The organism is Bacillus sp. SIMBA_031, from assembly GCF_046535225.1.
Taxonomy (GTDB): Bacteria; Bacillota; Bacilli; order Bacillales; family Bacillaceae; genus Bacillus; species Bacillus velezensis.
This window is the reverse complement of record NZ_JAWRXC010000002.1, coordinates 275,414-301,752: the sequence shown is the minus strand read 5'-3', so window position 1 is coordinate 301,752 and position 26,339 is coordinate 275,414. Positions and strand designations below refer to the sequence as shown.

The following is a 26,339-nucleotide window of genomic DNA, read 5'->3' as shown; positions in this document are numbered from 1 at the left end:
ATTGACATATCCTTTTGGTTCTGATATATTTTTTAATGTTATGGATGTAGCACCAATGCTACAACCGCTCGGGACAGGTGATAAGAGCTTTAAAGCCCCCTGTTGCTGGCGAGTCTTAGTCTAATAGGAGGTGCAGAGAATGTACGCAATCATTAAAACAGGCGGAAAACAAATCAAAGTTGAAGAAGGTCAAACTGTTTACATCGAAAAACTTGCTGCTGAAGCAGGTGAAACAGTGACGTTTGAAGACGTATTGTTTGTTGGCGGAGACAGCGTGAAAGTCGGCAACCCAACAGTTGCAGGCGCGACAGTTACAGCTAAAGTTGAAAAACAAGGCCGTGCGAAAAAAATCACTGTTTTCCGTTACAAGCCAAAGAAAAATGTTCATAAAAAACAAGGTCATCGTCAGCCTTATACTAAATTGACAATCGAAAAAATCAACGCGTAAGCATGATTGAGGCAACAATTCGAAGATCCCGGAATGACGGGGGCATTTTGTCCTTTGAAATGACGGGACATGCCGATTTTGCTGAACATGGACGAGATCTCGTATGCGCCGGGGTCACAGCTGTCGTTTTCGGAGCGGTCAATGCGGTTATCGCGCTGGCTCCTCTCGAACCGATTCTTGATATAGGCGAGGACGGGGGTTATTTCTACTTTGAATTCCCTGAAGCCGCTGATCAGGAAGCTTTGCAAAAAGCGCAGCTGCTGATTGAAGGCATGATTGTTTCTCTTGAAACGATCGAGCGGGATTACAGTGAACACTTACGGTTGACTGCAAACCAAATATAGGAGGTGAGTTACATGCTTAGATTAGATCTTCAGTTTTTCGCTTCTAAAAAAGGTGTAGGTTCTACAAAGAACGGACGTGACTCTGAATCTAAACGTTTAGGCGCTAAACGTGCAGACGGTCAATTCGTAACAGGCGGATCTATCCTTTACCGTCAACGCGGAACGAAAATCTACCCAGGTGAAAACGTGGGCCGCGGAGGAGATGACACTCTTTTTGCTAAAATCGACGGAACTGTTAAATTCGAACGTTTCGGCCGTGACCGCAAAAAAGTGAGCGTATATCCTGTAGCTCAATAATGACACAAAAAACTCCGGTCGTTGACTGGAGTTTTTTTTGCAGTAAGCGGAGTAACATCAAGAATGAAAAGCAGAGGATGCGTGAGTGAACCCCGCCTTGAATGAGGACATCAGCTTCCCATACCCACTGGATATGTTCCCCAAGCAGTGATACCAAAAATGTTTCTGCCTGGCATCCGCATTGTATGCGATCCGAAAAAGGAACATGATGAACCAGGAAAAACAAGTGTTTTTTTAACAAAGCCTTCTCTGTTATAATTCATAGTACACACTTATCAAGACTCCTAAAAAGAAATTAAACGATTGGGAGTGCGAAAATGAAGGATGTATCGAAGAAACAAGAAGAACCTGTAAGCGATGCGGCTCTGATCAATGAGCTGATCCAATTAATGGGCCATTTCCGTCATGATTGGATGAATAAGCTGCAGCTGATAAAAGGAAACTTAAGTTTGCAGAAGTATGACAGGGTCGTTGAAATTATTGACGAAATGGTCATAGATGCAAAGCACGAATCAAAGCTCTCAAACCTGAAAACCCCGCACTTGGCGTTTGACTTTCTTACATTTAATTGGAAGTCCCGTTATATGAGGCTCGAATACGAAGTGCTCGGAGAAATTAAAGATTTATCGGCATATGATCAAAAGCTGTCGAACCTGATGAGAAAACTGTTTCATCTGTTCGGTCTGGCGGTAAACAATGAAAGTGAAAATCATCTGACCGTATCGCTGCAGACGGATCACCCTGACAGACAGCTTATTGTATATCTCGATTTTCATGGAACGATTGCAAATGCAGATGTGTTTGATGAATTTCGCAAATCCCGGCATGAGAACTTTGATGTCATGCAATTTGAGCTGACCGGCCATGAATGTGTGGCCGAAATTGGAATGAACTAGCGGTTTTTTACGGTTTAGAACGGAGGATATTATGTTTGTAGATCAGGTGAAAGTATATGTAAAAGGCGGCGACGGCGGTAACGGAATGGTTGCGTTCCGCCGTGAAAAATATGTGCCGAAAGGCGGGCCTGCCGGCGGTGACGGAGGTAATGGAGGCGACGTCGTTTTTGAGGTTGATGAAGGACTGCGCACGCTCATGGACTTCCGGTACCAGCGGCATTTCAAAGCGATACGCGGCGAGCACGGCATGTCTAAAAACCAGCACGGCAGAAATGCGGACGATATGGTTGTTAAAGTTCCGCCCGGCACAGTCGTAACGGATGACGATACAAAACAGGTCATTGCCGATCTGACTGAGCACGGGCAGCGCGCCGTCATCGCAAAAGGCGGACGCGGCGGACGCGGGAATACCCGCTTTGCGACACCGGCCAACCCGGCACCGCAGCTGTCAGAGCACGGAGAGCCCGGAAAAGAGCGCTATATCGTGCTTGAACTGAAAGTGCTTGCAGACGTAGGTCTCGTCGGCTTCCCGAGCGTCGGAAAATCTACGCTTCTGTCTGTCGTTTCATCGGCAAAGCCGAAAATCGCCGATTATCATTTTACGACGCTTGTTCCGAATCTGGGCATGGTGGAAACGGATGACGGAAGAAGCTTCGTCATGGCGGATCTGCCCGGTTTGATTGAAGGAGCGCACGAAGGAGTCGGCTTAGGCCACCAATTTCTCCGCCATATCGAACGGACGCGTGTCATCGTTCACGTCATTGACATGTCAGCGATGGAAGGCCGTGATCCGTATGAGGATTATGTGACCATTAATCAGGAGCTCAGTGAATATAATCTGCGGCTGACGGAGCGTCCGCAAATTATCGTTGCGAATAAAATGGACATGCCCGAAGCGGCTGAAAATCTTAAAGCGTTTAAAGAAAAGCTTCAGGATGATCACCCTGTCTTCCCGATCAGCGCGGTGACGAGAGAAGGGCTCCGCGATCTTCTGTTTGAAGTCGCCAATCAGCTGGAAACAACGCCTGAATTCCCGCTGTATGATGAAGAAGAACTGGCGGAAAACCGCGTGATGTATACGATGGAAGACGAAGAAATTCCATTTAACATTACCCGTGATCCGGACGGCGCGTTTGTGCTTTCAGGTGACAGTCTGGAACGCCTCTTTAAAATGACTGACTTCTCCCGTGACGAATCCGTCAAGCGTTTTGCAAGACAGATGCGCGGTATGGGCGTTGATGAAGCGCTCAGAGAACGCGGTGCTAAAGACGGCGATATCATTCGGCTTCTGGAATTTGAATTTGAATTTATTGATTAAAAAAACGGAGAGCTTGCAATGCAGGCTCTCTGATGTAAAAGGGAGGGGTGCAGGTGAAAGAAGAGACATTTTATTTAGTGCGTGAAGACGTTCTGCCTGATGCGATGCGGAAAACCCTTGAAGTCAAAAAGCTGCTGGACAGAAAAAAGGCTGAATCGGTTGCAGATGCCGTGCAGAAAGTTGATTTAAGCAGAAGCGCTTTTTACAAATACCGAGATGCGGTTTTCCCTTTTTACACGATGGTTAAAGAACAAATAATCACACTTTTCTTTCATTTGGAGGATCGGTCAGGCGCGTTATCCCAGCTTTTGCAGGCGGTGGCTGACTCAGGAAGCAACGTGCTTTCCATTCACCAGACGATTCCGCTTCAGGGCAGGGCGAATGTCACGCTCTCAATCAGTACGTCCGCAATGGAAGAAAACATTCATACGTTAATGAATAAACTGAGAAAATTTGATTTTATAGAAAAAGTTGAGATCTTAGGGTCAGGCGCGTAAGGAGAGAAGAGACATGAAAGTCGGTTATTTAGGGCCAGAAGCCACATTTACACATCTAGCAGTCAGTTCCTGCTTTCAAAACAGCGTGACACAAGCACCTTATCAAACAATACCGGCATGCATGGATGCGGCGGTTGCGGGAGAAGTTGATCTTGCATTTGTTCCTTTGGAAAACGCGCTGGAAGGCTCGGTTAACTTAACGATTGACTATTTGATTCATGAGCAGCCTCTTGCGATCGTGGGGGAAATGACGCTGCCGATTCACCAGCATCTGCTCGTTCACCCTTCGAGAGAAAATGAGTGGAAAAAGCTTGAGAAAATTTATTCACATTCCCATGCGATTGCGCAATGCCACAAATTTCTTCACCGGCATTTTTCGTCCGTTCCTTATGAGTATGCGAAGTCAACAGGTGCGGCTGCCAAGTATGTCAGTGAGCATTCGGACCTTCCGATCGGCGTGATTGCAAATGAAATGGCCGCCGCTACATACGGATTGAGCATCGTGAAGCGGGATATTCAGGATTATCAGGACAACCACACGAGATTTGTCATTCTTTCGCCTGAAAAAGACGTCTCATTCGAAGTGAATGCGAAACTGTCTTCACGGCCGAAAACGACGATGATGGTAACGCTTCCCCAAGATGACCAATCAGGTGCGCTGCACAGGGTGCTGTCCGCTTTTTCATGGAGAAACCTGAATTTATCAAAGATCGAATCGCGCCCGACAAAAACGGGTCTCGGCAACTATTTCTTTATTATTGATATTGAACAGGCGATGGATCAGGTTCTCATTCCCGGTGCCGTTCAAGAGATGGAAGCCCTCGGCTGCCGGGTCAAGCTTCTGGGAACATATCAATCATATTCGATATAAAAAAAGCCCTTCAGGGGGCTTTTTTTTAATCTTTTATTAAAATACCCGCGTCGTCCAGCGCTTGGCAGGCTTGGTCAATCCGCTCTTTTGTCGGGGCGCTTAACGTATGAAGGTGCACGCCTCCGGTCAGCTGTGAAAGGTAAGCGGCATTTGTCGAGTTAATGTGATCCATGAATTGTTTGACTTCTTTCCGTGTGCTGACTCTTATGGCGGCGGTTAAATCGCCGTATACGGGGTGTTCAATAATGACGTCTTTTATGGTGACGCCTTCATCGACAATGAGTTCAAGCTCTTCTTCCGTCCGCTCCGGGCCGTGCAGACAGGCGACAATCCGTTCGGCGTTATTTCCGCCGCCGGCATTCATGCTGATGTATAAGTAGCCTTGGCTCGTCGCGATGATCGGCTCGTTTTTTGCTTTCAAGAGTGATATGTCCTGCACGATCACCTGTCTTGAGACATTTGCTTTTTTTGCCAATTCGCCTCCTGTTAATGGCGAGCCGGCTTCTTTCAGCCAATGAAGCAGCATGTCGCGTCTTTTCTCCCCAGTAAGCTTCGTTCCTTCTGTCAAATTGCTGATTCTCCTTTCTTTTGCTCCCATAGCGCCGTAAATGTATGTATCAGCATATCGAGCTGTTCACATGTTGTTTCGTTTCCGAATGAGATCCGGAAAAACTGCCGCGCTTCCCGTTCGGTTTTTCTCAGCGCCTTCATAGCTGAAGAAGGGCCGTGGCTGCCGGCGGAACATGCGCTCCCGGTTGAGATGCAAATATCGTTACGATTACATTCTAACATAATATATTGTCCTTCAAAGGAGTGAAAAAAACACCCGACAATGTGGGGCAGGCATTCACCGCCGGTTTCTTCCTCTGAAAATGAAATGGGAAGGCCTTGACGCCGAATTTGGTCATACAAATAATTCCTCAGCCTGTCAGCATGCTCACGGTGTTCCTCCATATGTTTCACTGCATACTCCGCAGCGGCGGTAAAAGCGCCGATGGCCGGCACATTCACCGTACCGGGCCTGAACCCGTTTTCATGCACGGTATGCGGATAAACCGGGTTCCAGCTGACACCGGGCCGAATGTAAACAGCCCCGGTGCCTTTCGGGCCGTATACTTTATGACCGGAGACGGAAAGGGCGTCGATTCCCGCCTGATCCGCATCAATCGGCAGTTTGCCGAAACTTTGAACACAATCGCAATGAAGCAAAATGTTTCTCTGGTGAAGAAAAGCGGCCAGACGATTCACAGGCTGGATGAGGCCGGTTTCTGAATTGGCGTGCTGTATGGAAACGAGCCCCGTGTCAGGACGGATATGAGCCGCCAGTATGTCCTCGGTTATAAGGCCGTTTTCGTCTGGATATATGATGGTGACATCAATTCCCCGATCAGCTAAAAACGCCGCGGCATTATGGATCGAATGGTGTTCCATTGCGGTCGTAATAAAATGTTTTTTGTAATCGGGCAGACCGTCCAGCAATGATTGGACGGCCAAGATGTTCGCTTCCGTTCCGCCGCTTGTAAAGTAAATGCCGTCTGGCGCTCCGCCGATCAATTTTCCTGCAGAATGTCTGCAATATTCCAGCACGTCCGCCGCTCTTCCTCCGGCGTCATGAAGGCTGCTTGCATTGCCGTATACCTCTGTGCTGAGATGCTGAAAGACTTTCGCGGCTTCTTTGCTTAAAGGCGCTCCCGCCGCGTAATCAAGATAAATCATACAGCCCGTCTCCTATCCGTTTATGTTAAAAAAAAGCTTGAGTTTATTTTATCGTTGTGTAAATATAGGTGTCAAGACAGGTATAAATATAACAGGAGGGTGATGTATGTCTGAAAAAACAATTATCGTCATTGGTTCGGGGACGGCGGCCCTTGCCTGTGCTTCCTCATTTCCTCCATCATACCAAGTGACCGTCATCACAAAGAGAAACGTATCGAACAGCAATTCGCATTATGCTCAAGGCGGGATTGCTGTTTCATACGCAAAAGATGACTCTATAGAATCCCATGTGAACGATACACTGTATGCGGGATGCGGACACAATGACGTAACAGCCGTGCGGCATTTGCTGAAAAGCGGACAGAGCATGATAAACAGGCTGATAGAAGGCCATTTCCCTTTTGATACGAAGTCGGACGGAACGTTTTGTCTCGGCAGGGAAGGCGCTCATTCCAAAAGGAGGATTCTGCACGCCGGGGGAGATGCGACCGGACGGATGTTGGTTGAGTTTCTGGTTCAGCAGCTGAGGGACGGCATACGGATCATTGAACACGAGACGGTTGTTGATCTGCTGATTGAACACGGACGATGCGCAGGCGTTGCCGTAAAGGATGCTTCAGGGACTGTTTCTTACAGAAGAGCGGATTGTGTAGTGCTTGCATCAGGCGGCTGCGGCAGTTTGTACCAATATCACACAAATGATTCCGCCATAACGGGAGACGGCATCGCTCTTGCCTTCCGCGCTAGAGCTGAGATCACGGATATGGAGTTCACCCAGTTCCACCCGACCCTCCTTGTGAAAAACGGGACTGTGTACGGCCTGATTTCTGAAGCAGTGAGAGGAGAAGGCGGATATTTAGCGGATCGCTTCGGGCGCAGGATCATGGCTGGCAGACACGCGCTTGAAGATTTGGCGCCCCGGGATGTGGTTTCACGGGCGATTTATGAAGAAATGAGGAAAGAAAATCCTGTTTTTATAAATTGCAGCCGAATAGCCGATTTTAAGAAACGTTTTCCGACCATAACAGGTATTTGTCAAACAGCCGGTGTTGATCTTGAAAGCGGGATTCCTGTAGCACCCGGAATGCATTTTTTAATGGGCGGAGTAAAAGCCGATACCTGGGGGGAAACGTCCGTGCCTGATTTGTACGCCATAGGCGAGACCGCCTGCACAGGCTTGCACGGGGCGAACCGCCTTGCGAGCAACTCACTGCTGGAAGCGCTGGCAAGCGGGCAACGATGTGCTGAACATATCACTCAAACGCCGTTAAACGGAAGATATAAAAAAACCCCGAAGAAATCTGACGTCATCTTAGAAGTGCCGGACACAACGCTTCATGTGCTCCAAGCCAAAATGACAACCGGAGCGGGCATCGTCAGGGATAAAGAAAACATGCAGGCGCTGGCATCCTGGCTTAACAACGTATCTGTGCGTCATATAAATGTGAAGGATATCACAATAGAACAAGCCGAGCTATCCTGCTTATGGAAGACTGCGCAACTTGTTGTGACCTCAGCCCTTATTCGGGAAGAAAGCAGGGGCGCTCATTTTCGCGCTGATTTTCCCGGGACGGAGAAAGAGTGGCATGGAAAACAAATCATTCATTCAACATCTGGAACAGTTATCAGAAAAAACGAAAGGATTGGGGAACTATGGACATTCTGCAGCTGAAACAAATGCTGACTCATTTTTTTCAGGAAGATATCGGAACGGGTGATGCGACGTCACAAGCGATTTTTTCTGATCAGCAATGTAAAGCGCGAATCATCGCAAAAACAGACGGCGTGTTTGCCGGAGAAGCCGTTATCCGTGAAGGATGGAAGCTTTTACACGATGATATCCGCATCCGCTCCCTGAAAAAAGACGGAGAACGGATGAAAAAAGGAGACGTGCTCGCTGAAATGGAAGGCCAGGCGGCGGCTCTTCTTACGGGGGAGCGGGTCATTCTGAATCTCACACAAAGAATGTCAGGCATTGCGACAATGACGGATGAGGCCAAAAGGCGTCTTGATGATCCGTCCATTAAGATTTGTGATACGAGAAAAACGACACCCGGGCTCAGAATGCTGGAAAAATACGCCGTTCGGGTCGGAGGCGGCTTTAATCATCGCTTCGGCTTATATGACGGCATCATGATAAAAGATAATCATATTGCCGCCTGCGGATCGATAAAGGCGGCCGTGGAGCGGGCAAGAAAAACGGTGGGGCAGATGCTTGCGGTGGAAGTCGAAATCGAATCCGAACAGCAGCTGCTTGAGGCAATAGAAGCGGGCGCAGACGTTATTATGTTTGACAACTGTCCGCCTGAGTCCGTCCGGCGTTTTGCAGACATGACACCTGGCCATATCAAAACGGAAGCATCCGGAGGCATAACGCTCGACACATTGCCCGCTTATAAAGGAACGGGCGTCCAATATATTTCACTCGGATTTCTGACTCATTCAGTAAAAAGCGCCGACATCAGCATGGATGTTGAGGCTGCGGAACAGGGGGATTTTTAAGATGTCTATTTTTGACGTGCTAACTGCATCAGCCGAAATGATGCCGAGCCATTATAAAGACATGAGCACCGGAGAAATGGAAAAGCGGGTCGCCGCCATTAAACGGGCTTTCGGAAAGCGTCTGTTCATTCCGGGGCATCACTATCAAAAAGACGAAGTAATACAATTCGCCGATACGGCAGGTGACTCCCTGCAGCTTGCTCAAGTGGCAGAAAAAAATAAAGAGGCGGAATATATTGTGTTTTGCGGCGTGCATTTTATGGCGGAAACCGCTGATATGCTGACTGATGATAACCAAACCGTCATTTTGCCCGACATGCGCGCCGGATGCTCGATGGCTGATATGGCAGATATTCAGCAGACGGACAAAGCATGGCAAGAGCTTCAAGAACTGTACGGTAACACCATCATTCCGTTAACATATGTTAACTCGACGGCGGAAATTAAAGCATTCGTCGGACGGCACGGGGGAGCGACCGTCACCTCTTCGAATGCCCGGAGTGTGCTGAAATGGGCTTTTAAACAAAAAGAGAGAATTTTATTTTTACCGGATCAGCATTTAGGCAGAAATACGGCCTATGACCTCGGCATTCCGCTGACAGAAATGGCTGTATGGGACCCGGTGCAGAACCGATTGCTTACTGACCATCCGGAAAACATTAAGGTTATCCTTTGGAAAGGGCATTGCTCCGTACACGAAAAGTTTACAGCGGAAAATATTTCTCAGCTGCGGCAGCGGGATTCCGGCATCCGCATTATTGTTCATCCGGAATGTTCGCGGGAAGTGGTCTCGCTCAGTGACGACAGCGGGTCTACCAAATACATTATTGATACGATCGAACAGGCTGAACCGGGAAGCAAATGGGCGATCGGCACGGAAATGAATCTTGTTCAGCGCCTCATTCAATCGCATCCGGATAAACAGATTGAATCATTGAATCCCGATATGTGTCCGTGTCTGACAATGAACAGAATCGACCTGCCGCATTTATTGTGGTCGCTTGAGCAGCTTGAAAAAGGCGAGCCGAAGGGTGTCATTAAAGTTCCGGAAGCGGTTCGGGAAGAAGCGCTTCGTGCTTTGAACAGAATGTTGAGTCATACGTAATTATAAAAAATTCCCCTCCTTCCCAAAATTTTTTATCATCATGCCCAGTCCACCGGCATATAGTGTGAAGAAACGTATTGTAATGACAAATGTACCGTTCACGTTTTGTGCATAGGAGGGGAAAACGTTGAAAATTCATATCGTTCAAAAAGGCGATTCGCTCTGGAAAATAGCTGAAAAATACGGAGTTGATCTTGAAGAGCTAAAAAAACTGAATCATCAGCTTAGCAATCCAGACTTAATTATGCCTGGAATGAAGATAAAGGTGCCTTCAGAAGCCGTTCCGGTCAGGAAAGAACCTAAGGCCGGCTTCGGAACGTCTGCGCATAAGCATGAGCATCCATATGCCAAAGAAAAACCGAAATCAGTTGTGGACATTGAAGACACCATACCGGAAGAACCAAAGCCGTCAATTCCGTATGTGCCGCCAATCTCTGAAAAGCATGAAAATGTGCTGCCGGAAGCTGATATGAACCAATATTACCCGTCCAATCAGCTGTTTCAGCCGTGGTCGCCTCCTAAGCCGGAGGAACCGGTGACACATTTTGTCGAGCCGAAAGAAAAAGAGCATGACAATAACATTCCACAACAGGAGGAAATGATCAACATGGAAAACGCGAATTACCCGAATATGCCAAAGGCGCCTGAAGCCGGAAAGATGGAAGAAGAAAACGCCGCTTATCATCTGCCGAATATGCCAAACATTCCGAATGTCCCGTTTCCGAATATGCCGGCCGTTGAACCGCCTTTTATGCATTACCCGATGCCGTGCATGCCTTGTCCTTGTCCGGTTCCGGTGACACCGATGCTGCCGGGTTCTGGATTATGCCACCCTTGCTTCCCGGTAGGCGGAGGTTTCGGCGGTTTTGGAGGAGGTTTCGGAGGCTTTCCGGTCATGCCGATGCCGTTACCGTACGGATTCCATCATCCGGGATTTGGGCCGCAAGCGGGTTACGGTGAATATGAAAACCAGGCCCATGAAAATGCAGAGCATTATGATGGTTCTGCATCTGGTTTCGGCGGTGCTCCTTACGGTCAAATGCCGTATTACGGCGGATATTCGTCACATTACGCAAACGCACCTCATCATGATGGAAAATATAAGGATGATGATTGCGGCTGCCATGATTCACATCATCACCATCATCACCACCACGGTTCACATCACCATCACGCAAATATGCCTGTGCAGCCGTATCCGAATATGGGTGCAAACGCAGGACATTTTATGCCTTACGGCGGAGCAAATCCTAATGTCGCGCCGAATCAGCCGAGTCCAAATCAAGTATTCGGACGGCCGGAGGAAGAAGAAGATTAATGTTTCGGGACGATGTATGTCGTTCCTTTTTTTATGTCCAACTGAGGAATGGACATAACTGACAAGCTTAAACCCGCCGCCCGCCGCACATCCTAAACATGAGCGGAAAACGCTCAAACAGCGATGAATCCACGGGGGGTTTTTCCATTGGGTAAAAAACTGATGACGATCGCGGGCGTTTTAGCCGTGACGGCAAGCTTAACGGCATGCGGAGCAAATAATGCCATGAATGACGGACGCTACAATCAGTCAACACGTCCGGTCGGATATTATTCGAATGATAATGGTAACGGCAGAGGCCAGTACGGAATGGACCATCAAGGACCCGTTTCTGAAATGATGGAAAACCGAAACGGCCGTCATAATACGACAAACGTGTCCGACCAGTACGCGCCTAATGACGGGGTTCCGTTAACGACGGACGGCACATATAACGGCCGAAATGTCAATACGCCGCCGGCAGCAATGTCTTATAATGGGTATGACAACGCCGAAAACATCAGGTTGGCGGCAAAAGTTGCAAATCGCGTGAAAAAAGTAAAAGGCGTACAGGATAGTCAGGTCATCGTGACTGACACGAGAGTCGTCATTGCCGTCAGAACAAATCATCCTTTTACGAAAAATGATGATAAACATGTCAAACATGCGGCCAAAAAGTTCGCGGACGGCCGTACAATTCAAGTGTTTACCGACAACGCTACTTTTACAAAGCTGCAAGACATGAACAGAAACAGCCGTTAAACGGACTGCCGGATGATTTCATCCGGCAGTATTTTTATGGATAGTGCTTCATCATTTCTTTACATATTCTTAAAACGCTCTTTATATTGCGGTGTTAACATAAAGGTAATAAAACGTAACGGAGGGCCGGGATGAAAAAAACGGAGCATGACAAAAGCCGCGGAGCAAAAACTGTGTATCTGACCGTAAGGGGATACCGGCTCAAACTGACGCCCGGACAAATGAAACTGATTTCAGCCGGCCGGGCATAATCATCGAGGCAGCCCTCATATAGAGGCTGCTTTTTTTCGGCTGGAACAGACAAATGAAAGAAAACGATTAAGCATCGGCATCTTTGGTCAAACTAGCATCAAGAGTTTGATTGAATAAAGAGGTGTTATTGGTGAAACGAATTTGCGGTGCTCGTCTATTGTTTATGCTTATCTTATCAGCTGCGGTCCTGATTTGCGGAGGAAAAGGCGCATACGGGGCGGAGGTTGAGCATTACGGGCCGCTTCGGGTGCATGTCCAGCTGGAAAAGGTCTATCTTGACGGTGATGTCGGCATTGAACATACGGATGAAACCGTTTTAGCGATGGAGGATTTTTGGGCCGCATACGCCGGCTGGACGCTCGTTGAGCAGAAAAAAGGCTTCGTCCTTTTCCGTAAGCATGTTGATGACATTTCTCCGCTCAGTAAGGTTAACGGTTATATCGGTGTCACGGACGGAGGCGTCATCTCCACTTTTCACGGCTGTCCCGGATCGCTGGCTGAGCCGATTCAGTCTTTCTTCCAGATTGATATAGGAAGGCTGGAAAGCCGATTGCAAAAGCACTTGGAACACGGCATACCGTACAGGACAAAAGCGGAGTTTGAGAGCGTGATCGATCATATTAAGACTTACAGCGGCTGACTTTGACGCAAGACATGTGACACATGTCTTTTTTTTTCTGAATGGAAGGTGTCAAAGCGAACATACGTTAACTTTTCTATAAGACTTTGGCTGTTTTTGTGTTACAATGATAAGCAGTCAAAGAGGTGAATAGGTGTGATTGAATTCGTGAAGGGGACGATTGATTACGTATCTCCCCAATACATCGTGATTGAAAACGGCGGAATCGGCTATCAGGTCTTCACTCCGAATCCGTTTATTTATAAGGTAAGCAATCAAGAGACCATTTTTACGTATCATCATATAAAAGAAGACGCCTTTTCTTTGTACGGTTTTTCAACCCGGGAAGAAAAAGCGCTTTTCACAAAGCTGCTGAACGTCACCGGCATCGGGCCTAAAGGGGCCCTCGCCATCCTCGGTTCCGGTGATCCCGGAGCCGTCATCGAAGCGATCGAACAGGAAGATGAAGCCTTTTTGGTGAAATTTCCGGGTGTGGGCAAAAAAACGGCGCGGCAGATTATTCTTGATTTGAAAGGCAAACTGGCCGACGTCGTGCCTGAAATGATTGACAACCTGTTCAATCATGAAGCGCGCATTGAAAAACAAGAGGCTGAAACGGCGCTTGACGAGGCGCTTGAAGCGCTCCGGGTTCTCGGCTACGCCGAAAAAGAAATTAAAAAAGTGCTTCCTCACTTAAAAGAGGAAACGTCGCTTTCAACAGATCAATATGTGAAAAAAGCATTGCAAAAATTATTAAAGTAAGGTGATGTTCATGGATGAACGGCTCGTTTCAAGTGAAGCAGACAGCCATGAATCAATAATCGAGCAAAGCCTCAGGCCGCAGAATCTTGCCCAGTACATCGGCCAAAAGAAGGTGAAAGAAAATCTGCGCGTGTTTATCGATGCGGCGAAAATGAGGCAGGAAACGCTGGACCACGTTCTTTTATACGGGCCTCCGGGTCTCGGGAAAACAACGCTTGCGTCTATCGTGGCCAATGAGATGGGTGTGGAGATGCGGACGACGTCAGGTCCCGCCATCGAAAGACCGGGAGATTTGGCAGCCATTTTGACGGCGCTCGAACCAGGGGATGTGCTGTTTATTGACGAAATTCACAGGCTGAACCGCTCAATTGAGGAAGTGCTGTACCCGGCGATGGAGGATTTCTGCCTTGATATCGTCATTGGAAAAGGCCCGTCCGCCCGCTCCGTCCGTCTCGACCTTCCCCCTTTTACGCTTGTAGGAGCGACGACAAGGGTCGGATTATTGACCGCACCGCTCAGAGACCGGTTCGGGGTGCTGTCGCGCCTTGAATACTATACGCAGGAAGAGCTGACAGATATCGTGTCAAGAACGGCTGACGTTTTTGAAGTGGATATCGAAGAAGCTCCGGCTCTGGAAATCGCCAGACGGTCAAGGGGAACGCCTCGGGTTGCAAACCGGCTTCTCAGAAGGGTGAGAGATTTTGCCCAGGTGCTCGGCGACAGCCGCATCACGGAAGAAATCGCTCACGACGCGCTCGAACGTCTTCAAGTCGATGCGCTCGGCCTCGATCATATCGACCATAAGCTGCTGATGGGCATGATCGAAAAATTCAGCGGCGGTCCCGTCGGCCTTGATACGATTTCCGCGACAATCGGCGAAGAACCGCATACAATAGAGGATGTGTACGAACCGTATCTGCTGCAGATCGGATTTCTCCAGAGGACGCCGAGGGGACGGGTCGTGACTCCCGCTGTGTATGAACATTTTCGATTGGAGGCGCCCGCCCGTGACTGACTTTCCGAAGGTTCTCATGGTTCTCGGTGCCGTTTTGCTTATTGCCGGCGCAGTCTGGCACTTTGTCGGAAGGCTGCCCGGAGATATTTTCGTTAAGAAGGGAAATGTTACATTTTTCTTTCCCGTTGTCACTTGTATTGTGATCAGTGTGATACTATCCATTCTGCTTAATTTTTTCGGCAGAATGAAATAACAATAGACAGAATTAAGGTGAAATGATGAAAGTCGATTTATTTGATTTTGAACTGCCTGAACGCCTCATTGCCCAAGTGCCGCTGAAAGAGCGTGACGCATCGCGGCTGATGGTGCTCGACAAACAGACGGGCGGGCTGACGGACAGTTCATTTAAAGAGATTGTAAGCTTTTTTAATGAAGGGGATTGCCTCGTCTTGAACAATACCCGTGTGCTGCCTGCAAGATTATTCGGCACAAAAGAAGATACGGGAGCGAAAGTGGAGCTTCTGTTATTAAAACAGGAAGAAAATGATACATGGGAAACGCTCGTAAAGCCGGCGAAACGCGTAAAAAAAGGAACGGTCCTGACATTTGGCGACGGCCGGCTGACAGCGGTCTGCACAGAGGAGCTTGATCACGGAGGCAGAAAAATAGAATTCCGGTATGACGGGATTTTTTACGAAGTGCTTGAATCACTCGGTGAAATGCCGCTGCCTCCTTATATTAAAGAGCAGCTTGATGATAAAGAACGGTATCAGACCGTCTTTTCAAAAGAAATCGGATCTGCCGCAGCTCCGACGGCCGGACTTCATTTTACGGAAGAGATTCTGGACGAGCTGAAGCAAAAGGGTGTGCGGATTGAATTTATCACACTTCATGTGGGACTCGGCACATTCCGCCCGGTCAGTGCGGATGATGTGGAAGAGCATAACATGCACGCGGAATTTTATGAAATGACGGAAGAAACCGCCGCCTCTTTAAACGAGGTCAGAAAGGCGGGTGGGCGCATTGTGTCGGTCGGGACGACATCAACGCGTACCCTGGAAACCATTGCCGGCGAGCATGACGGCGTATTTACAGCTTCAAGCGGCTGGACGTCCATCTTCATTTATCCGGGATATGAATTTAAAGCGATTGACGGCATGATCACCAATTTTCATCTGCCGAAATCTTCGCTTATTATGCTCGTTTCTGCGCTTGCCGGCAGAGAGCATGTTCTTTCCGCCTACCGTCATGCGGTAGAAGAGGAATATCGTTTCTTCAGCTTTGGCGACGCCATGCTGATTATCTAATTTGAATGACAGGAGGCCTCATACAAAGTGGCTGAACAACCGATACGTTATGAATTTATAAAGGAATGCAAACAAACGGGAGCGCGCCTGGGCAGAGTCCATACGCCCCACGGCTCCTTTGAGACGCCTGTATTTATGCCGGTCGGCACGCTTGCTACGGTAAAGACGATGTCTCCGGACGAGCTGAAATCTATGGATGCGGGCATTATTTTAAGCAACACGTACCATTTATGGCTCCGCCCGGGACACGACATTGTAAAAGAAGCGGGCGGGCTTCATAAGTTTATGAACTGGGACCGCGCGATTTTAACGGATTCCGGCGGTTTTCAGGTCTTTTCATTGAGCAAGTTTCGTAATATAGAAGAAGAAGGCGTTCATTTCCGCAATCACTTAAACGGAGACAAGCTGTTTTTATCTCCGGAAAAAGCGATGGAAATTCAAAACGCCCTCGGCTCTGATATCATGATGGCGTTTGATGAGTGTCCGCCGTATCCGGCAGAGTATGATTACATGAAACGCTCTGTGGAACGGACCAGCCGCTGGGCGGAACGCTGCCTGGAGGCGCACGGGCGCTCAGATGAGCAGGGGCTGTTCGGAATCGTACAGGGCGGAGAATACGAAGATCTGCGGACACAAAGTGCAAAAGACTTGGTTTCGCTTGATTTTCCGGGTTATGCCATAGGCGGATTATCTGTCGGCGAGCCGAAGCACGTCATGAACCGAGTGCTTGAGTTTACAACTCCGCTTTTACCGAAGGACAAGCCGAGATATTTAATGGGTGTGGGTTCACCGGATGCCTTAATTGACGGCGCCATCCGCGGCGTGGATATGTTTGACTGCGTACTGCCGACCCGGATTGCCCGAAACGGCACGGTGTTTACGAATGAAGGGCGTCTGAATATGAAAAACGCCAAATATGAGCGTGATTTCCGTCCGATTGACGAAGAGTGCAGCTGCCATACATGCCAAAATTACTCCCGCGCTTACATCAGACATTTGATCCGCTGTAATGAAACGTTTGGAATTCGATTAACAACTTACCATAACCTTCATTTTCTGTTACACTTAATGGAGCAGGTCAGACAAGCCATCCGGGAGGATCGTCTTGGTGATTTCCGAGAAGAGTTCTTTGAGCGTTACGGCTATAATAAGCCAAATGCGAAAAGCTTCTAAATAAAACCATTCTTGAAAGGAGGGAAACAGATGGGTACTTTAGGCACAATCGTTCCTATTATTTTAATGTTTGCAGTGCTTTATTTCCTGCTCATCCGTCCGCAGCAAAAGCAGCAGAAGGCCGTACGCCAGATGCAGGAAGAGCTGAAAAAAGGGGATACAGTGGTGACAATCGGAGGATTGCACGGCACTGTTGATTCAATTGATGAAAGCAAGGTCGTCATTAAAACAGGTGATAACACCCGTTTAACATTTGACCGCCGCGCAATCAGAGAAGCTTCCGCTGAATAACAGCGAAGCTCATACATACAAAAAAAGAGCGGATTCTCCGCTCTTTTTTTATTACGCTGATCTGCTTCCTTTCAAATTCACTCCGAAAATGCCGCCCAGCATGCTGACTCCCAAAAAGCCGAGATGAAACAAAAGCTGACCGGATGTAAACGTTTTTCCGAACCCTAAATATTGAAACAGCAAGATGATTAATGAAAAACAGACGGCGGTTAACGCTCCGATCATCCAGCCTTTTTCCTTCGCTTTGCCGCCCGATATAAAACCGCCCGCAAATAAAGAAAGAAAGGAAAGCGCGGTGATCAGCCAGCTGAAAGATGATTCTTCCATTGAGGTAACCGTCAGTAAAAGCGAAATCGCCAAACTCGTAAGAAGCATCACCGCAAAGATAGCCACTAAGCCGTACAAGACGCCTCTTCCCACTTGTTTCGTTTCTTCCATTTTTATCTCCTCTCCGCTCTGCGGCCTGATATATGACAAGCCGGAGCCCGTCTTTTTCTAAATGTATTCTCTGAATGTTCGAATTAGACGTAAATGCATGATGTTCAGCCCGTTTCTTACATAATTCAGAGCCGATGGCAAATGCTATGACCGTTGGAGGTGCGATATGGAAGATATTTTCGTTATTACGTTTCGTACGATTGTGCTTTATTTTATCATTCTTGTGATTTTCAGACTGATGGGAAAACGGGAAATCGGAGAACTGAGCATTTTAGACCTTGTCGTCTCCATTATGATTGCCGAGATTGCCGTATTGGCAATTGAAAATGTAAAAGATAAGCTTTTGCATACAATTGTGCCGATTGTCGTTTTAATGATTATTCAAGTAAGCCTTGCTTTTATTTCGCTCAAAAGCCAAAAAATACGGCAGCTGCTTGACGGCAAACCCACCATTATTATAAAACAGGGAAAAATTGATGAACGGGCGATGAGATCGCAACGCTACAATTTTGACGATCTTCTTATGCAGCTGAGGGAAAATAACATCGATAGAATCTCTGACGTGTCATACGCCATTTTGGAGTCTTCAGGCAAACTGTCGATCGTCAAAAAGAAAAACAATAAGGATAAGCAGATGGAAACATCGCTTATCGTTGACGGGGTCATTCAGAACGAGCACCTGGACAGAATCGGGAAAGATAAACACTGGCTCGAAAAAAATTTAGCAAAAAGAGGATATCGCGATCTTTCGGTTATATCATTCTGCACGTTTACGGACGGCGCTTTTTTTATTGATCTTAAAGATGAAAAAGGGGAGCCATAAATGGGTTTTACCGCGTCACGAACTTGCCGATGACCGGAATCCGGATCAGCTCTTCCCTTTTAATCAGCCTGAATAACAGAAGAAGCGCTATGTACAAAATCGCGGTCATTGCAATCCAGCCTGTGAGATTAACAGCCTCTGACCCTGAAAAATGAACGGCGTGTTTGATGATGCGGCTGACATAACCGCAAATGAATATGACGGCAAAACAGAGCGCGTATTCTTTTATTTTAATGCTGATCGGAAGCACCTTGCTTACGGTGGCCGCATGCAGCAGGGTGACAAGGACCATCCCCGTTACAATCGCAAGTGCGGCGCCCATGATGCCCAAGGAAGGCCTGGTCGCCAAAACAAAAATTAGGCCGGTTTTGACAGCGGCGCCGATAAAACTGTTCATCATGGCGGCCCCGGCTAAATTGAGAGCCTGCAGCACCGCCTGAAGGGGCCCCTGAAAATAGTAAAGCAGAAAAAACGGCGCCATCACTTTAACAAATACCGCCGCATTAGTTGATCCGTACATGACGGACATCAGTTCATCAGCGAAAGAGAATAAAATAACCACCGAAATGCCTCCGCTTAAAAGACACAGCCTCATCGCCTGTTCCAGACGGTATTCGACAACTTGCAGCTTTTTTTGCTCCATCCCTTCACTAATCGCAGGAACAAGCGCCGTTGACAGAGAATAGGTTATAAAGCTGGGCAGCGTCAAAACCGTCATGGCAAATCCGGTCAGCTCCCCGTACTGGCTGGTGGCGGCAGCGGTGGCCACTCCTGCAATCGCAAGGCTCTGCGCGACGACAATAGGTTCAAAAAACCAAGATAAATTTCCGATGAAGCGGCTTCCGGTTGTCGGGAGCGACACGCTCATCAGCTGGCGGAAGGTTTCTTTTCCATTTGCAATCGACTTGAAAAATTGTTTTCTGATTCTGATTGTTTTATTTGCTTTAAAACAAATGAATAAATAAATAAGAGAGGCAAGCTCCCCGATGACAGACGAAATCATAGCTCCGGCTGCGGCATATTCAATCCCGTACGGCAGAAACACCGTCGTGCAGACTGCGACAAGTGAAATCCGCACGATCTGCTCAAGCACTTGGGAAAACGCCAGCGGGTTCATATTCTGCCTTCCCTGAAAGTAACCGCGCAGCACGCTGGAGATCGCGATAATCGGTACGACAGGCGTAATCGCCAGAAGCGGGTAAACCGTGCGCTGATCCGTCAGCATCGTTTCGGACATAATCGGCGCAAAGCATAAAAACAGCGGCGTGAAGATGAGACTTAATATCCCGGTGACGGTAAGCGACATCACTAAAATGTGTTTCATTTTCTGCCGGTCCCCCCGCGCGCTTGCTTCAGCGACAAGTTTGCTGATGGCAACGGGGAGGCCGAATTGAGTCAAAGTGGTGGCCAAGAAAAATGTCGGGGCAGCCATCATGTATAAACCGACCCCTTCTTCACCGATAAACCGGGCGATAACCACCCGGTTGACAAAGCCGAGCATTCTCGTAATCATCCCGGCTGCGATGAGAATAAGAGTGCCCCTTAAAAAAGTCTGTTTTGCCATTTTATAAACCCCTGCCTTCTCAAACTACCTGGAATCATATACAATAAAGATATGCGCCGATGTCGTCCGAGCATGACAAGTCTTCGAGAAAAATGAAAAAGGAGCGAGCGCCCAGTGGAGAAACATCCCGCCGAAATGTACAAAGATCATTTGCGGCCTTTCTTGTACAGTAAACTTGAAGAGTTCAAAATCCTCGGATACGATGATGTTGAGCACGAGAGTTTATGGTCATACTTAATACATAAAAAGTGGAAACAGAAAAAGGAACTGCCGCTGCATGAATTGGCCGGCAATATTTTATCAGTTAAAATTGGCGATTTTATGAACTATGCAACCGTTGAAGCTTTTAAGTCGTCTAATTGGCTGGAAAGCGATGAGGGTCAGGAAGCTTTAGATGAACTGCTGAGATAATGATTTGACGGCATAGGTTTAAGGAGGAAATACATAATGAAAAAAGGACGCTTGATTGCGTTTTTCCTGATCGTATTATTGATCGGCACAGGGCTGGGGTATTTTACAAAACCGGCTGCCAATAATATTACGTTAGGATTGGATTTACGCGGCGGGTTTGAAGTTCTGTACGATGTGCAGCCCGTCAAAAAAGGCGATAAAATCACAAAAGACGTGCTCGTCAGCACGGTGCAGGCGCTGAACCGCCGGGCTAACGTTCTCGGCGTAAGCGAGCCGAACATTCAGATTGAAGGAAATAACCGCATCCGCGTACAGCTGGCGGGCGTCACGAATCAGAACAGGGCGCGCGAAATTCTGTCAACGGAAGCGCAGCTCTCGTTCAGGGATACGAATGATAAAGAGCTGTTAAACGGCTCTGATCTCGTGGAAAACGGCGCGAAGCAAACCTTTGATCCGACGACGAACGAACCGATTGTCAGCGTTAAGCTGAAGGATGCGGATAAGTTCGGAGAAGTGACGAAAAAAGTCAAGAAAATGGCTCCTAATAATCAGCTTGTGATCTGGCTTGATTACCAAAAAGGCGATTCATTTAAAAAAGAAGTCGGCAAAAAACATCCGAAATATGTATCCGCTCCGAATGTGAGCCAGGAATTAAACACGAAGGATGTCACGATTGAAGGCCAGTTTACCGTTCAAAAAGCGAAGGACTTGGCCAATATTTTAAACGCGGGCGCGCTGCCTGTGAAGCTGACCGAAAAATACTCTACTTCAGTAGGGGCGCAATTCGGACAGCAGGCTTTGCATGATACGGTAGAGGCCGGCATCATCGGTATTGCAATTGTTTTCTTATTTATGCTGCTTTATTACAGACTGCCTGGACTCATAGCGGTAATTACGCTTTCTGTATACGTATATATTACGCTTCAAGTGTTCGACTGGATGCAGGCGGTACTGACGCTTCCGGGTATTGCGGCGCTCATTTTGGGTGTCGGGATGGCGGTTGACGCCAACATCATCACCTATGAACGGATAAAAGAAGAACTGAAACTCGGCAAATCCGTCCGCTCAGCTTTCCGTTCAGGGAACAGACGGTCATTCGCGACGATTTTCGATGCGAACATCACAACGATCATCGCAGCGGTCGTGCTCTTTATTTTCGGGACAAGCTCTGTAAAAGGGTTTGCGACGATGCTGATTTTGTCAATTCTGACAAGCTTTATTACAGCTGTCTTCCTTTCAAGATTCCTGCTCTCCCTTCTCGTGGAAAGCAGATGGCTTGACCGGAAAAAAGGCTGGTTCGGCGTCAAGAAAAAACATATTATGGACATTCAAAAGACCGACGAAAATACTGAACCGCATACGTCATTCCAGAAATGGAATTTCACGAGCAAGCGAAAATATTTCTTTATTTTCTCAAGCGCTGTAACCATTGCGGGAATTATCATCTTACTGGTCTTTAAGCTTAACCTGGGAATCGATTTTGCAAGCGGTGCGCGGATTGACGTGCAGAGCAATCATGCATTGACGGCGCAGCAGGTGGAAAAAGACTTTGACTCTCTCGGCATGGAACCGGAAAACATCGTGCTTTCTGGTAAAGAGAACCATGTTGCCGCGGCCCGGTTTGTCGGAGAGCCATCTAAAGAAAAAATCGCTGAAATCAAAACGTACTTTAAGGACAAATACGGATCTGAACCGAACGTCAGCACGGTATCGCCGACAGTCGGAAAAGAACTGGCCCGTAATGCCTTATATGCTGTCGCCATTGCATCAATCGGCATCATTATTTACGTGTCAATCCGTTTCGAGTACAGAATGGCTGTCGCCGCAATTGTATCCCTGCTGTATGACGCTTTCTTTATCATCGCGTTTTTCAGCATTGCCAGGCTGGAGGTCGATGTCACCTTTATCGCCGCTATTCTCACCATAATCGGTTACTCGATAAATGATACGATCGTTACATTTGACCGGATACGTGAGCAGATGAAAAAACGTAAGCCGAAGTCATTTGCCGATCTGGAACATATCGTGAATCTGAGCTTGCAGCAAACCTTTACACGTTCGATCAATACGGTCTTGACCGTTGTGATTGTTGTCGTCGTGCTGCTCATTTTGGGCTCATCGTCAATTACAAACTTCTCCGTCGCCTTATTGGTCGGTTTATTGACGGGCGTTTATTCCTCTCTTTACATCGCCGCGCAGCTGTGGCTTGTATGGAAAGGAAAAGAATTTAAAGGGAAAAAATCAATCGAAGAGTAAAAGGAAACAGGCTGTCTTCCGGAAGGCAGCCTGTTTTTTCAGGCCGCATTGAACTTAAAACCTGCATTTGCTATAATGACATACGCTTACATAATCAATCATCATTGTAAAAACATGTAGGAGGGTTCTTATGAACGTTCGTGAGTCGGAGCTTCCGGGCATCGGCCAGAAAGTAGAAGTCATTACGAAAAATCACGATAAAATCAGTATTATTCTTCATGATGACGGCAGAAAAGAGCTCTATTACTTCGATGAGAATGATCATGACGAATGCTTGGCATCCGTTGAATTTAACGACGAAGAGGCGAGGCAGATTTCCGCTATTTTAGGCGGGATGACGTATAAGCCGAAAGCGCTGGAATCTGTGGAAGTCGCGCTTGATGACCTCGTCATTGAGTGGTTTAAAGCCGAATCTCATGCACCGGCTGTCAGCCGTACAATCGGAGATTTGGAGACCAAGAAACATTACAACGTCCAGATTATTGCGATCGTAAAGAAAAACCGGCAAAAACAGCTGAGCCCCGGCATTGATACCGTAATTGAAGCAGGGGACACCCTCGTCATATCGGGAGAAAGAAGCGGACTGAAAAAGCTGGTCCGCGAGCAGTTAACGGCGCGGATTTCCTGAGACCGGGGTTTACTCCCGGGAAAATGGGGGAAAAGATAAGAATGAACAATTGGGGGCAGACGCATGAATAAACAATGGACTATTATATTCGCTTTACTATTTACTTTGATTGTCGCCATCTTTGCTGTCATTAACGTGCGGGCGGTTGAGGTTGATTATCTGTTCGGAACCGCTGAATGGCCGCTGATTTTAGTCATTTTAGGCTCTGTGTTAATGGGAGCGCTGATCGTGTTTTCAGCCGGTATCTTTCAAGTGATGAAACTGAAGCGCGAAATTAAAATGCTGCGGAAAGAAAACAGATCCGCAGGTGAATTGACGGCTGATTCGGACGGCCAAAAAACAGCCGCGCCGCCGGAAGAAATGCTTGAAGAGAAAAAAGGATCAGAATAACATTTGAAACCCCTCAGTCCGCTCTAGTATAATAGGGTGGTTGAGGGGTGAATTTATGTTAGCGTCAAAAATGCGCTGGGAAATCCAGCAGCCGGATCAGGAAAAAGTCAAATCACTCACAGAACAATTGGACATAACACCTCTTGTGGCATCACTGCTTGTAAAAAGAGGTTTTGATACTGCCGAAAGCGCAAGGCTGTTTTTACATACAAAGGATGCAGACTTTTATGACCCGTATGAATTAAAGGGAATGCGGGAAGCAGTTGATCGGATAAAACTGGCGGTTTCTCAAGGGGAACCGATTATGATTTACGGAGATTACGATGCAGACGGCGTTACAAGCACGTCGGTGATGCTGACGGCACTCAGACAGCTGTCGGCGGACGTTGACTTTTATATTCCCGACCGTTTCACAGAAGGCTACGGCCCGAATGAACAAGCTTTCCGCTCCATAAAAGAGCGGGGATTTTCGCTGATCATTACAGTGGATACGGGAGTCGCCGCCGTCCATGAAGCTGAAGTCGCAAAAGAGCTGGGCTTAGACGTCATTATTACCGACCACCATGAGCCGGGACCCGAGCTTCCTGACGTATTTGCGATCATCCACCCGAAGCAGCCGGGATGCGGCTATCCGTTTAAAGAATTGGCCGGCGTCGGTGTGGCGTTTAAGCTTGCCCACGCGCTTACGGGTTCTTTGCCGGAAGCTATGCTGGACTTGGCGGCAATCGGTACGGTTGCAGATCTGGTGCCTCTTCATGATGAAAACAGATTAATTGCGTCACTCGGAATCGAAAGGCTTAGGACGACAAATCGGCCGGGCCTCAAAGCTCTGATTAAGCTTTCCGGCGGAGATATCGGACAAGCTGATGAGGAAACGATCGGATTTCAGGTCGCGCCGAGGCTCAATGCCGTCGGAAGAATAGAACAGGCCGATCCCGCCGTGCACCTGCTGATGACTGAAGATCAGTTTGAAGCGGAGGAACTGGCTTCGGATATTGATCGGCTGAATAAAGAGCGGCAGAAAATGGTGAAAACCATGACCGAAGAGGCTGTTGAAATGGTTCAGCAGCAAGGCGGAAACCCGTCTGCCATTGTAGTGGCAAAAGCCGGCTGGAATCCGGGAGTCGTCGGTATTGTCGCATCGAAGCTGGCTGAACGTTTTTACCGGCCCGCTGTTGTGCTTGGGATAGATGAGGAGCAGGGAATCGCTAAAGGGTCGGCGCGAAGCATCAGAGGCTTCAACCTGTTTACGAGCCTTTCACAGTGTAGAGACATTCTTCCTCATTTTGGCGGGCATCCGATGGCGGCAGGAATGACGTTGAAGGCTGAAGATGTGGCGGAATTAAGGGACAGGCTGAATCAAATGGCTGAAGAAACCCTTACGGAAGAGGATTTTATTCCCGTTCAGGAGGTTGATCTTGTCTGCGGCGTTGAAGACATAACCGTTGAAAGCATTACAGAATTGAATATGCTGTCGCCGTTCGGCATGCTTAACCCTAAACCGCATGTGATGGTGAAAAATGCCGTGCTTGATGATGTGCGCCTGATCGGAGCGAATAAAAACCACGTGAAAATGACGGTGAAAAGTGATTCCGCCGTCCTTGACTGCGTCGGCTTTAACAAAGGAGAGCTTGAAGCCGGAGTTGTCCCCGGATCAACGATTTCCATTGTCGGCGAGATGTCCATTAATGAATGGAACAACAGAAAGAAGCCCCAGCTGATGATTAAAGATGCTGCGGTGCCGGAATGGCAGCTTTTTGATATCAGGGGCAAGCGGACGTGGGAAGACACGGTCACCGCGCTGCCGAAGGAAAAACGGGTGCTCATCAGCTTTAACGAAAAAACCGCTCATCAGCTCCGTGAAAAAGAGCTGTCGGGCGAGCTTGCCGGGATCACTTCGGAATCCGAGGCGGAAGCTCTCCAGCTTGACGGGAAATATGCCGTTTTTCTGGATGTGCCGCCGTCAGCGGATCGTCTGCAGCATTTGCTTGACGGAAAGAAGCCGGAACGGATTTATTTTGTTTTTATCAATCATGAAGAACATTTCCTGTCCTCATTTCCATCGCGGAATGATTTCAAGTGGTTTTACGCATTTCTCTTGAAAAGGGGCGCTTTTGACTTCGGCAAGCATGGTTCAGAGCTTGCGAGACACAGAGGATGGTCAATTGACACAATCAATTTCATGACAAAGGTGTTTTTTGATCTCGGTTTTGTTAAAATAGAAGATGGTGTGCTGTCTGTCGTGAGCGGCGCGAAAAAACGCGACCTGGCAGATTCGCAAACCTATCAGGTAAAACAGCAGCTGATGGAATTAGACCAGAAGCTCAATTATTCCGCAGCCCATGAGCTGAAGGAATGGCTGAATAAGCTGATGAACCAAGGTTCAGAAGCTTATGAAAGTACGAGGAGGACATAGA

30 protein-coding genes and 1 other annotated feature are annotated in these 26,339 nt (G+C 47.8%); of the genes, 26 read left to right on the top strand and 4 right to left on the bottom strand.

Features of this window, described 5'->3' with window-relative positions; all coding sequences use genetic code 11:
- Positions 1–52: 52 nt before the first annotated feature.
- Positions 53–126: a sequence feature (ribosomal protein L21 leader region), on the top strand.
- A 13-nt stretch (positions 127–139) separates the two neighbouring features.
- The 7 genes from rplU to pheA all read left to right on the top strand — a co-directional run bounded on the left by rplU (position 140) and on the right by pheA (position 4,671).
- On the top strand, positions 140–448 hold the full coding sequence (rplU, locus tag SB724_RS08390; RefSeq protein ID WP_003152660.1) for a 50S ribosomal protein L21: 309 nt from the start codon (positions 140–142) through the stop codon (positions 446–448).
- 2 nt (positions 449–450) lie between these two features.
- Positions 451–792 carry a ribosomal-processing cysteine protease Prp gene (locus SB724_RS08385; protein WP_012118103.1) on the top strand — a complete coding sequence of 114 codons (342 nt, stop codon included), beginning with the start codon at positions 451–453 and terminating at the stop codon, positions 790–792.
- A gap of 12 nt (positions 793–804) precedes the next feature.
- Complete coding sequence (gene rpmA, locus SB724_RS08380) at positions 805–1,089, top strand: 50S ribosomal protein L27 (protein ID WP_003152662.1); 285 nt, start codon at positions 805–807, stop codon at positions 1,087–1,089.
- A 317-nt stretch (positions 1,090–1,406) separates the two neighbouring features.
- On the top strand, positions 1,407–1,985 hold the full coding sequence (locus SB724_RS08375) for a sporulation initiation phosphotransferase B (RefSeq protein ID WP_259424333.1): 579 nt from the start codon (positions 1,407–1,409) through the stop codon (positions 1,983–1,985).
- A gap of 31 nt (positions 1,986–2,016) precedes the next feature.
- The gene (obgE, locus tag SB724_RS08370; RefSeq protein ID WP_007408172.1) at positions 2,017–3,303 is read left to right on the top strand and encodes a GTPase ObgE; all 1,287 of its coding nucleotides are present in this window, start codon (positions 2,017–2,019) and stop codon (positions 3,301–3,303) included.
- Positions 3,304–3,356: 53 nt separating this feature from the next.
- Positions 3,357–3,800, top strand: a complete 444-nt coding sequence (thrR, locus tag SB724_RS08365; protein WP_007408173.1) for a transcriptional regulator ThrR — start codon at positions 3,357–3,359, stop codon at positions 3,798–3,800.
- 13 nt (positions 3,801–3,813) lie between these two features.
- Complete coding sequence (pheA, locus tag SB724_RS08360; protein WP_003152668.1) at positions 3,814–4,671, top strand: prephenate dehydratase; 858 nt, start codon at positions 3,814–3,816, stop codon at positions 4,669–4,671.
- A 25-nt stretch (positions 4,672–4,696) separates the two neighbouring features.
- Here pheA and SB724_RS08355 read toward each other — a convergent pair whose 3' ends face one another.
- Positions 4,697–5,239, bottom strand: a complete 543-nt coding sequence (locus tag SB724_RS08355) for a transcription repressor NadR (protein ID WP_039063359.1) — start codon at positions 5,237–5,239, stop codon at positions 4,697–4,699.
- Positions 5,236–6,387 carry an IscS subfamily cysteine desulfurase gene (locus SB724_RS08350; protein WP_072589417.1) on the bottom strand — a complete coding sequence of 384 codons (1,152 nt, stop codon included), beginning with the start codon at positions 6,385–6,387 and terminating at the stop codon, positions 5,236–5,238. Before SB724_RS08350 ends, SB724_RS08355 begins: the two co-directional genes overlap by 4 nt.
- A 106-nt stretch (positions 6,388–6,493) precedes the next feature.
- On the opposite strand from SB724_RS08350, the gene nadB reads away from it, so the two are divergent.
- From nadB to yajC, 13 genes are all read left to right on the top strand, one after another.
- On the top strand, positions 6,494–8,059 hold the full coding sequence (nadB, locus tag SB724_RS08345) for an L-aspartate oxidase (RefSeq protein ID WP_265971180.1): 1,566 nt from the start codon (positions 6,494–6,496) through the stop codon (positions 8,057–8,059).
- Positions 8,041–8,889, top strand: coding sequence for a carboxylating nicotinate-nucleotide diphosphorylase (gene nadC / locus SB724_RS08340; RefSeq protein WP_410570759.1), 849 nt, complete (start codon positions 8,041–8,043; stop codon positions 8,887–8,889). The genes nadB and nadC overlap by 19 nt, the downstream gene beginning before the upstream one ends.
- Position 8,890: 1 nt before the next feature.
- On the top strand, positions 8,891–9,994 hold the full coding sequence (gene nadA / locus SB724_RS08335) for a quinolinate synthase NadA (RefSeq protein ID WP_072589414.1): 1,104 nt from the start codon (positions 8,891–8,893) through the stop codon (positions 9,992–9,994).
- A 127-nt stretch (positions 9,995–10,121) separates the two neighbouring features.
- Entirely contained in the window at positions 10,122–11,312 is a 1,191-nt protein-coding gene (gene safA, locus SB724_RS08330) for a spore coat assembly protein SafA (RefSeq protein WP_410570756.1), read from the top strand.
- 147 nt (positions 11,313–11,459) lie between these two features.
- Positions 11,460–12,053, top strand: a complete 594-nt coding sequence (locus SB724_RS08325; protein WP_014721606.1) for a YhcN/YlaJ family sporulation lipoprotein — start codon at positions 11,460–11,462, stop codon at positions 12,051–12,053.
- A gap of 131 nt (positions 12,054–12,184) precedes the next feature.
- Complete coding sequence (locus tag SB724_RS08320) at positions 12,185–12,304, top strand: hypothetical protein (protein WP_007612850.1); 120 nt, start codon at positions 12,185–12,187, stop codon at positions 12,302–12,304.
- A gap of 131 nt (positions 12,305–12,435) precedes the next feature.
- Positions 12,436–12,945 carry a BofC C-terminal domain-containing protein gene (locus SB724_RS08315; RefSeq protein ID WP_410570754.1) on the top strand — a complete coding sequence of 170 codons (510 nt, stop codon included), beginning with the start codon at positions 12,436–12,438 and terminating at the stop codon, positions 12,943–12,945.
- 135 nt (positions 12,946–13,080) lie between these two features.
- Positions 13,081–13,686, top strand: coding sequence for a Holliday junction branch migration protein RuvA (ruvA, locus tag SB724_RS08310; RefSeq protein ID WP_007612848.1), 606 nt, complete (start codon positions 13,081–13,083; stop codon positions 13,684–13,686).
- A gap of 10 nt (positions 13,687–13,696) precedes the next feature.
- Positions 13,697–14,701: a Holliday junction branch migration DNA helicase RuvB gene (gene ruvB / locus SB724_RS08305; protein WP_003152685.1), complete on the top strand. Its 1,005-nt coding sequence runs from the start codon at positions 13,697–13,699 to the stop codon at positions 14,699–14,701.
- Positions 14,694–14,894, top strand: coding sequence for a DUF2905 domain-containing protein (locus tag SB724_RS08300; RefSeq protein ID WP_003152687.1), 201 nt, complete (start codon positions 14,694–14,696; stop codon positions 14,892–14,894). The genes ruvB and SB724_RS08300 overlap by 8 nt, the downstream gene beginning before the upstream one ends.
- A gap of 25 nt (positions 14,895–14,919) precedes the next feature.
- Positions 14,920–15,948: a tRNA preQ1(34) S-adenosylmethionine ribosyltransferase-isomerase QueA gene (gene queA / locus SB724_RS08295; protein WP_003152692.1), complete on the top strand. Its 1,029-nt coding sequence runs from the start codon at positions 14,920–14,922 to the stop codon at positions 15,946–15,948.
- 27 nt (positions 15,949–15,975) lie between these two features.
- The gene (tgt, locus tag SB724_RS08290) at positions 15,976–17,121 is read left to right on the top strand and encodes a tRNA guanosine(34) transglycosylase Tgt (RefSeq protein ID WP_014305500.1); all 1,146 of its coding nucleotides are present in this window, start codon (positions 15,976–15,978) and stop codon (positions 17,119–17,121) included.
- A 30-nt stretch (positions 17,122–17,151) separates the two neighbouring features.
- Positions 17,152–17,412, top strand: coding sequence for a preprotein translocase subunit YajC (gene yajC, locus SB724_RS08285; protein ID WP_007408187.1), 261 nt, complete (start codon positions 17,152–17,154; stop codon positions 17,410–17,412).
- A gap of 51 nt (positions 17,413–17,463) precedes the next feature.
- Here yajC and SB724_RS08280 read toward each other — a convergent pair whose 3' ends face one another.
- Entirely contained in the window at positions 17,464–17,850 is a 387-nt protein-coding gene (locus tag SB724_RS08280) for a TIGR04086 family membrane protein (protein ID WP_003152697.1), read from the bottom strand.
- 166 nt (positions 17,851–18,016) lie between these two features.
- On the opposite strand from SB724_RS08280, the gene SB724_RS08275 reads away from it, so the two are divergent.
- Complete coding sequence (locus SB724_RS08275) at positions 18,017–18,673, top strand: DUF421 domain-containing protein (RefSeq protein ID WP_224182138.1); 657 nt, start codon at positions 18,017–18,019, stop codon at positions 18,671–18,673.
- Between the two features lie 7 nt (positions 18,674–18,680).
- Here the strand turns inward: SB724_RS08275 and spoVB are convergent, their stop codons facing one another.
- The gene (spoVB, locus tag SB724_RS08270) at positions 18,681–20,237 is read right to left on the bottom strand and encodes a stage V sporulation protein B (protein WP_007408188.1); all 1,557 of its coding nucleotides are present in this window, start codon (positions 20,235–20,237) and stop codon (positions 18,681–18,683) included.
- A 114-nt stretch (positions 20,238–20,351) separates the two neighbouring features.
- On the opposite strand from spoVB, the gene SB724_RS08265 reads away from it, so the two are divergent.
- The 5 genes from SB724_RS08265 (at position 20,352) to recJ (ending at position 26,338) form a co-directional block, all read left to right on the top strand.
- Positions 20,352–20,648 carry a post-transcriptional regulator gene (locus SB724_RS08265; protein ID WP_003152702.1) on the top strand — a complete coding sequence of 99 codons (297 nt, stop codon included), beginning with the start codon at positions 20,352–20,354 and terminating at the stop codon, positions 20,646–20,648.
- A gap of 36 nt (positions 20,649–20,684) precedes the next feature.
- The gene (gene secDF, locus SB724_RS08260) at positions 20,685–22,904 is read left to right on the top strand and encodes a protein translocase subunit SecDF (RefSeq protein ID WP_410570750.1); all 2,220 of its coding nucleotides are present in this window, start codon (positions 20,685–20,687) and stop codon (positions 22,902–22,904) included.
- Positions 22,905–23,034: 130 nt separating this feature from the next.
- Positions 23,035–23,532, top strand: coding sequence for a cation:proton antiporter regulatory subunit (locus SB724_RS08255; protein ID WP_101670095.1), 498 nt, complete (start codon positions 23,035–23,037; stop codon positions 23,530–23,532).
- Positions 23,533–23,595: 63 nt separating this feature from the next.
- On the top strand, positions 23,596–23,922 hold the full coding sequence (locus tag SB724_RS08250) for a LapA family protein (protein WP_014418528.1): 327 nt from the start codon (positions 23,596–23,598) through the stop codon (positions 23,920–23,922).
- A 55-nt stretch (positions 23,923–23,977) separates the two neighbouring features.
- Positions 23,978–26,338: a single-stranded-DNA-specific exonuclease RecJ gene (gene recJ, locus SB724_RS08245; protein ID WP_410570748.1), complete on the top strand. Its 2,361-nt coding sequence runs from the start codon at positions 23,978–23,980 to the stop codon at positions 26,336–26,338.
- The last annotated feature ends 1 nt before the right edge of the window (position 26,339 follow it).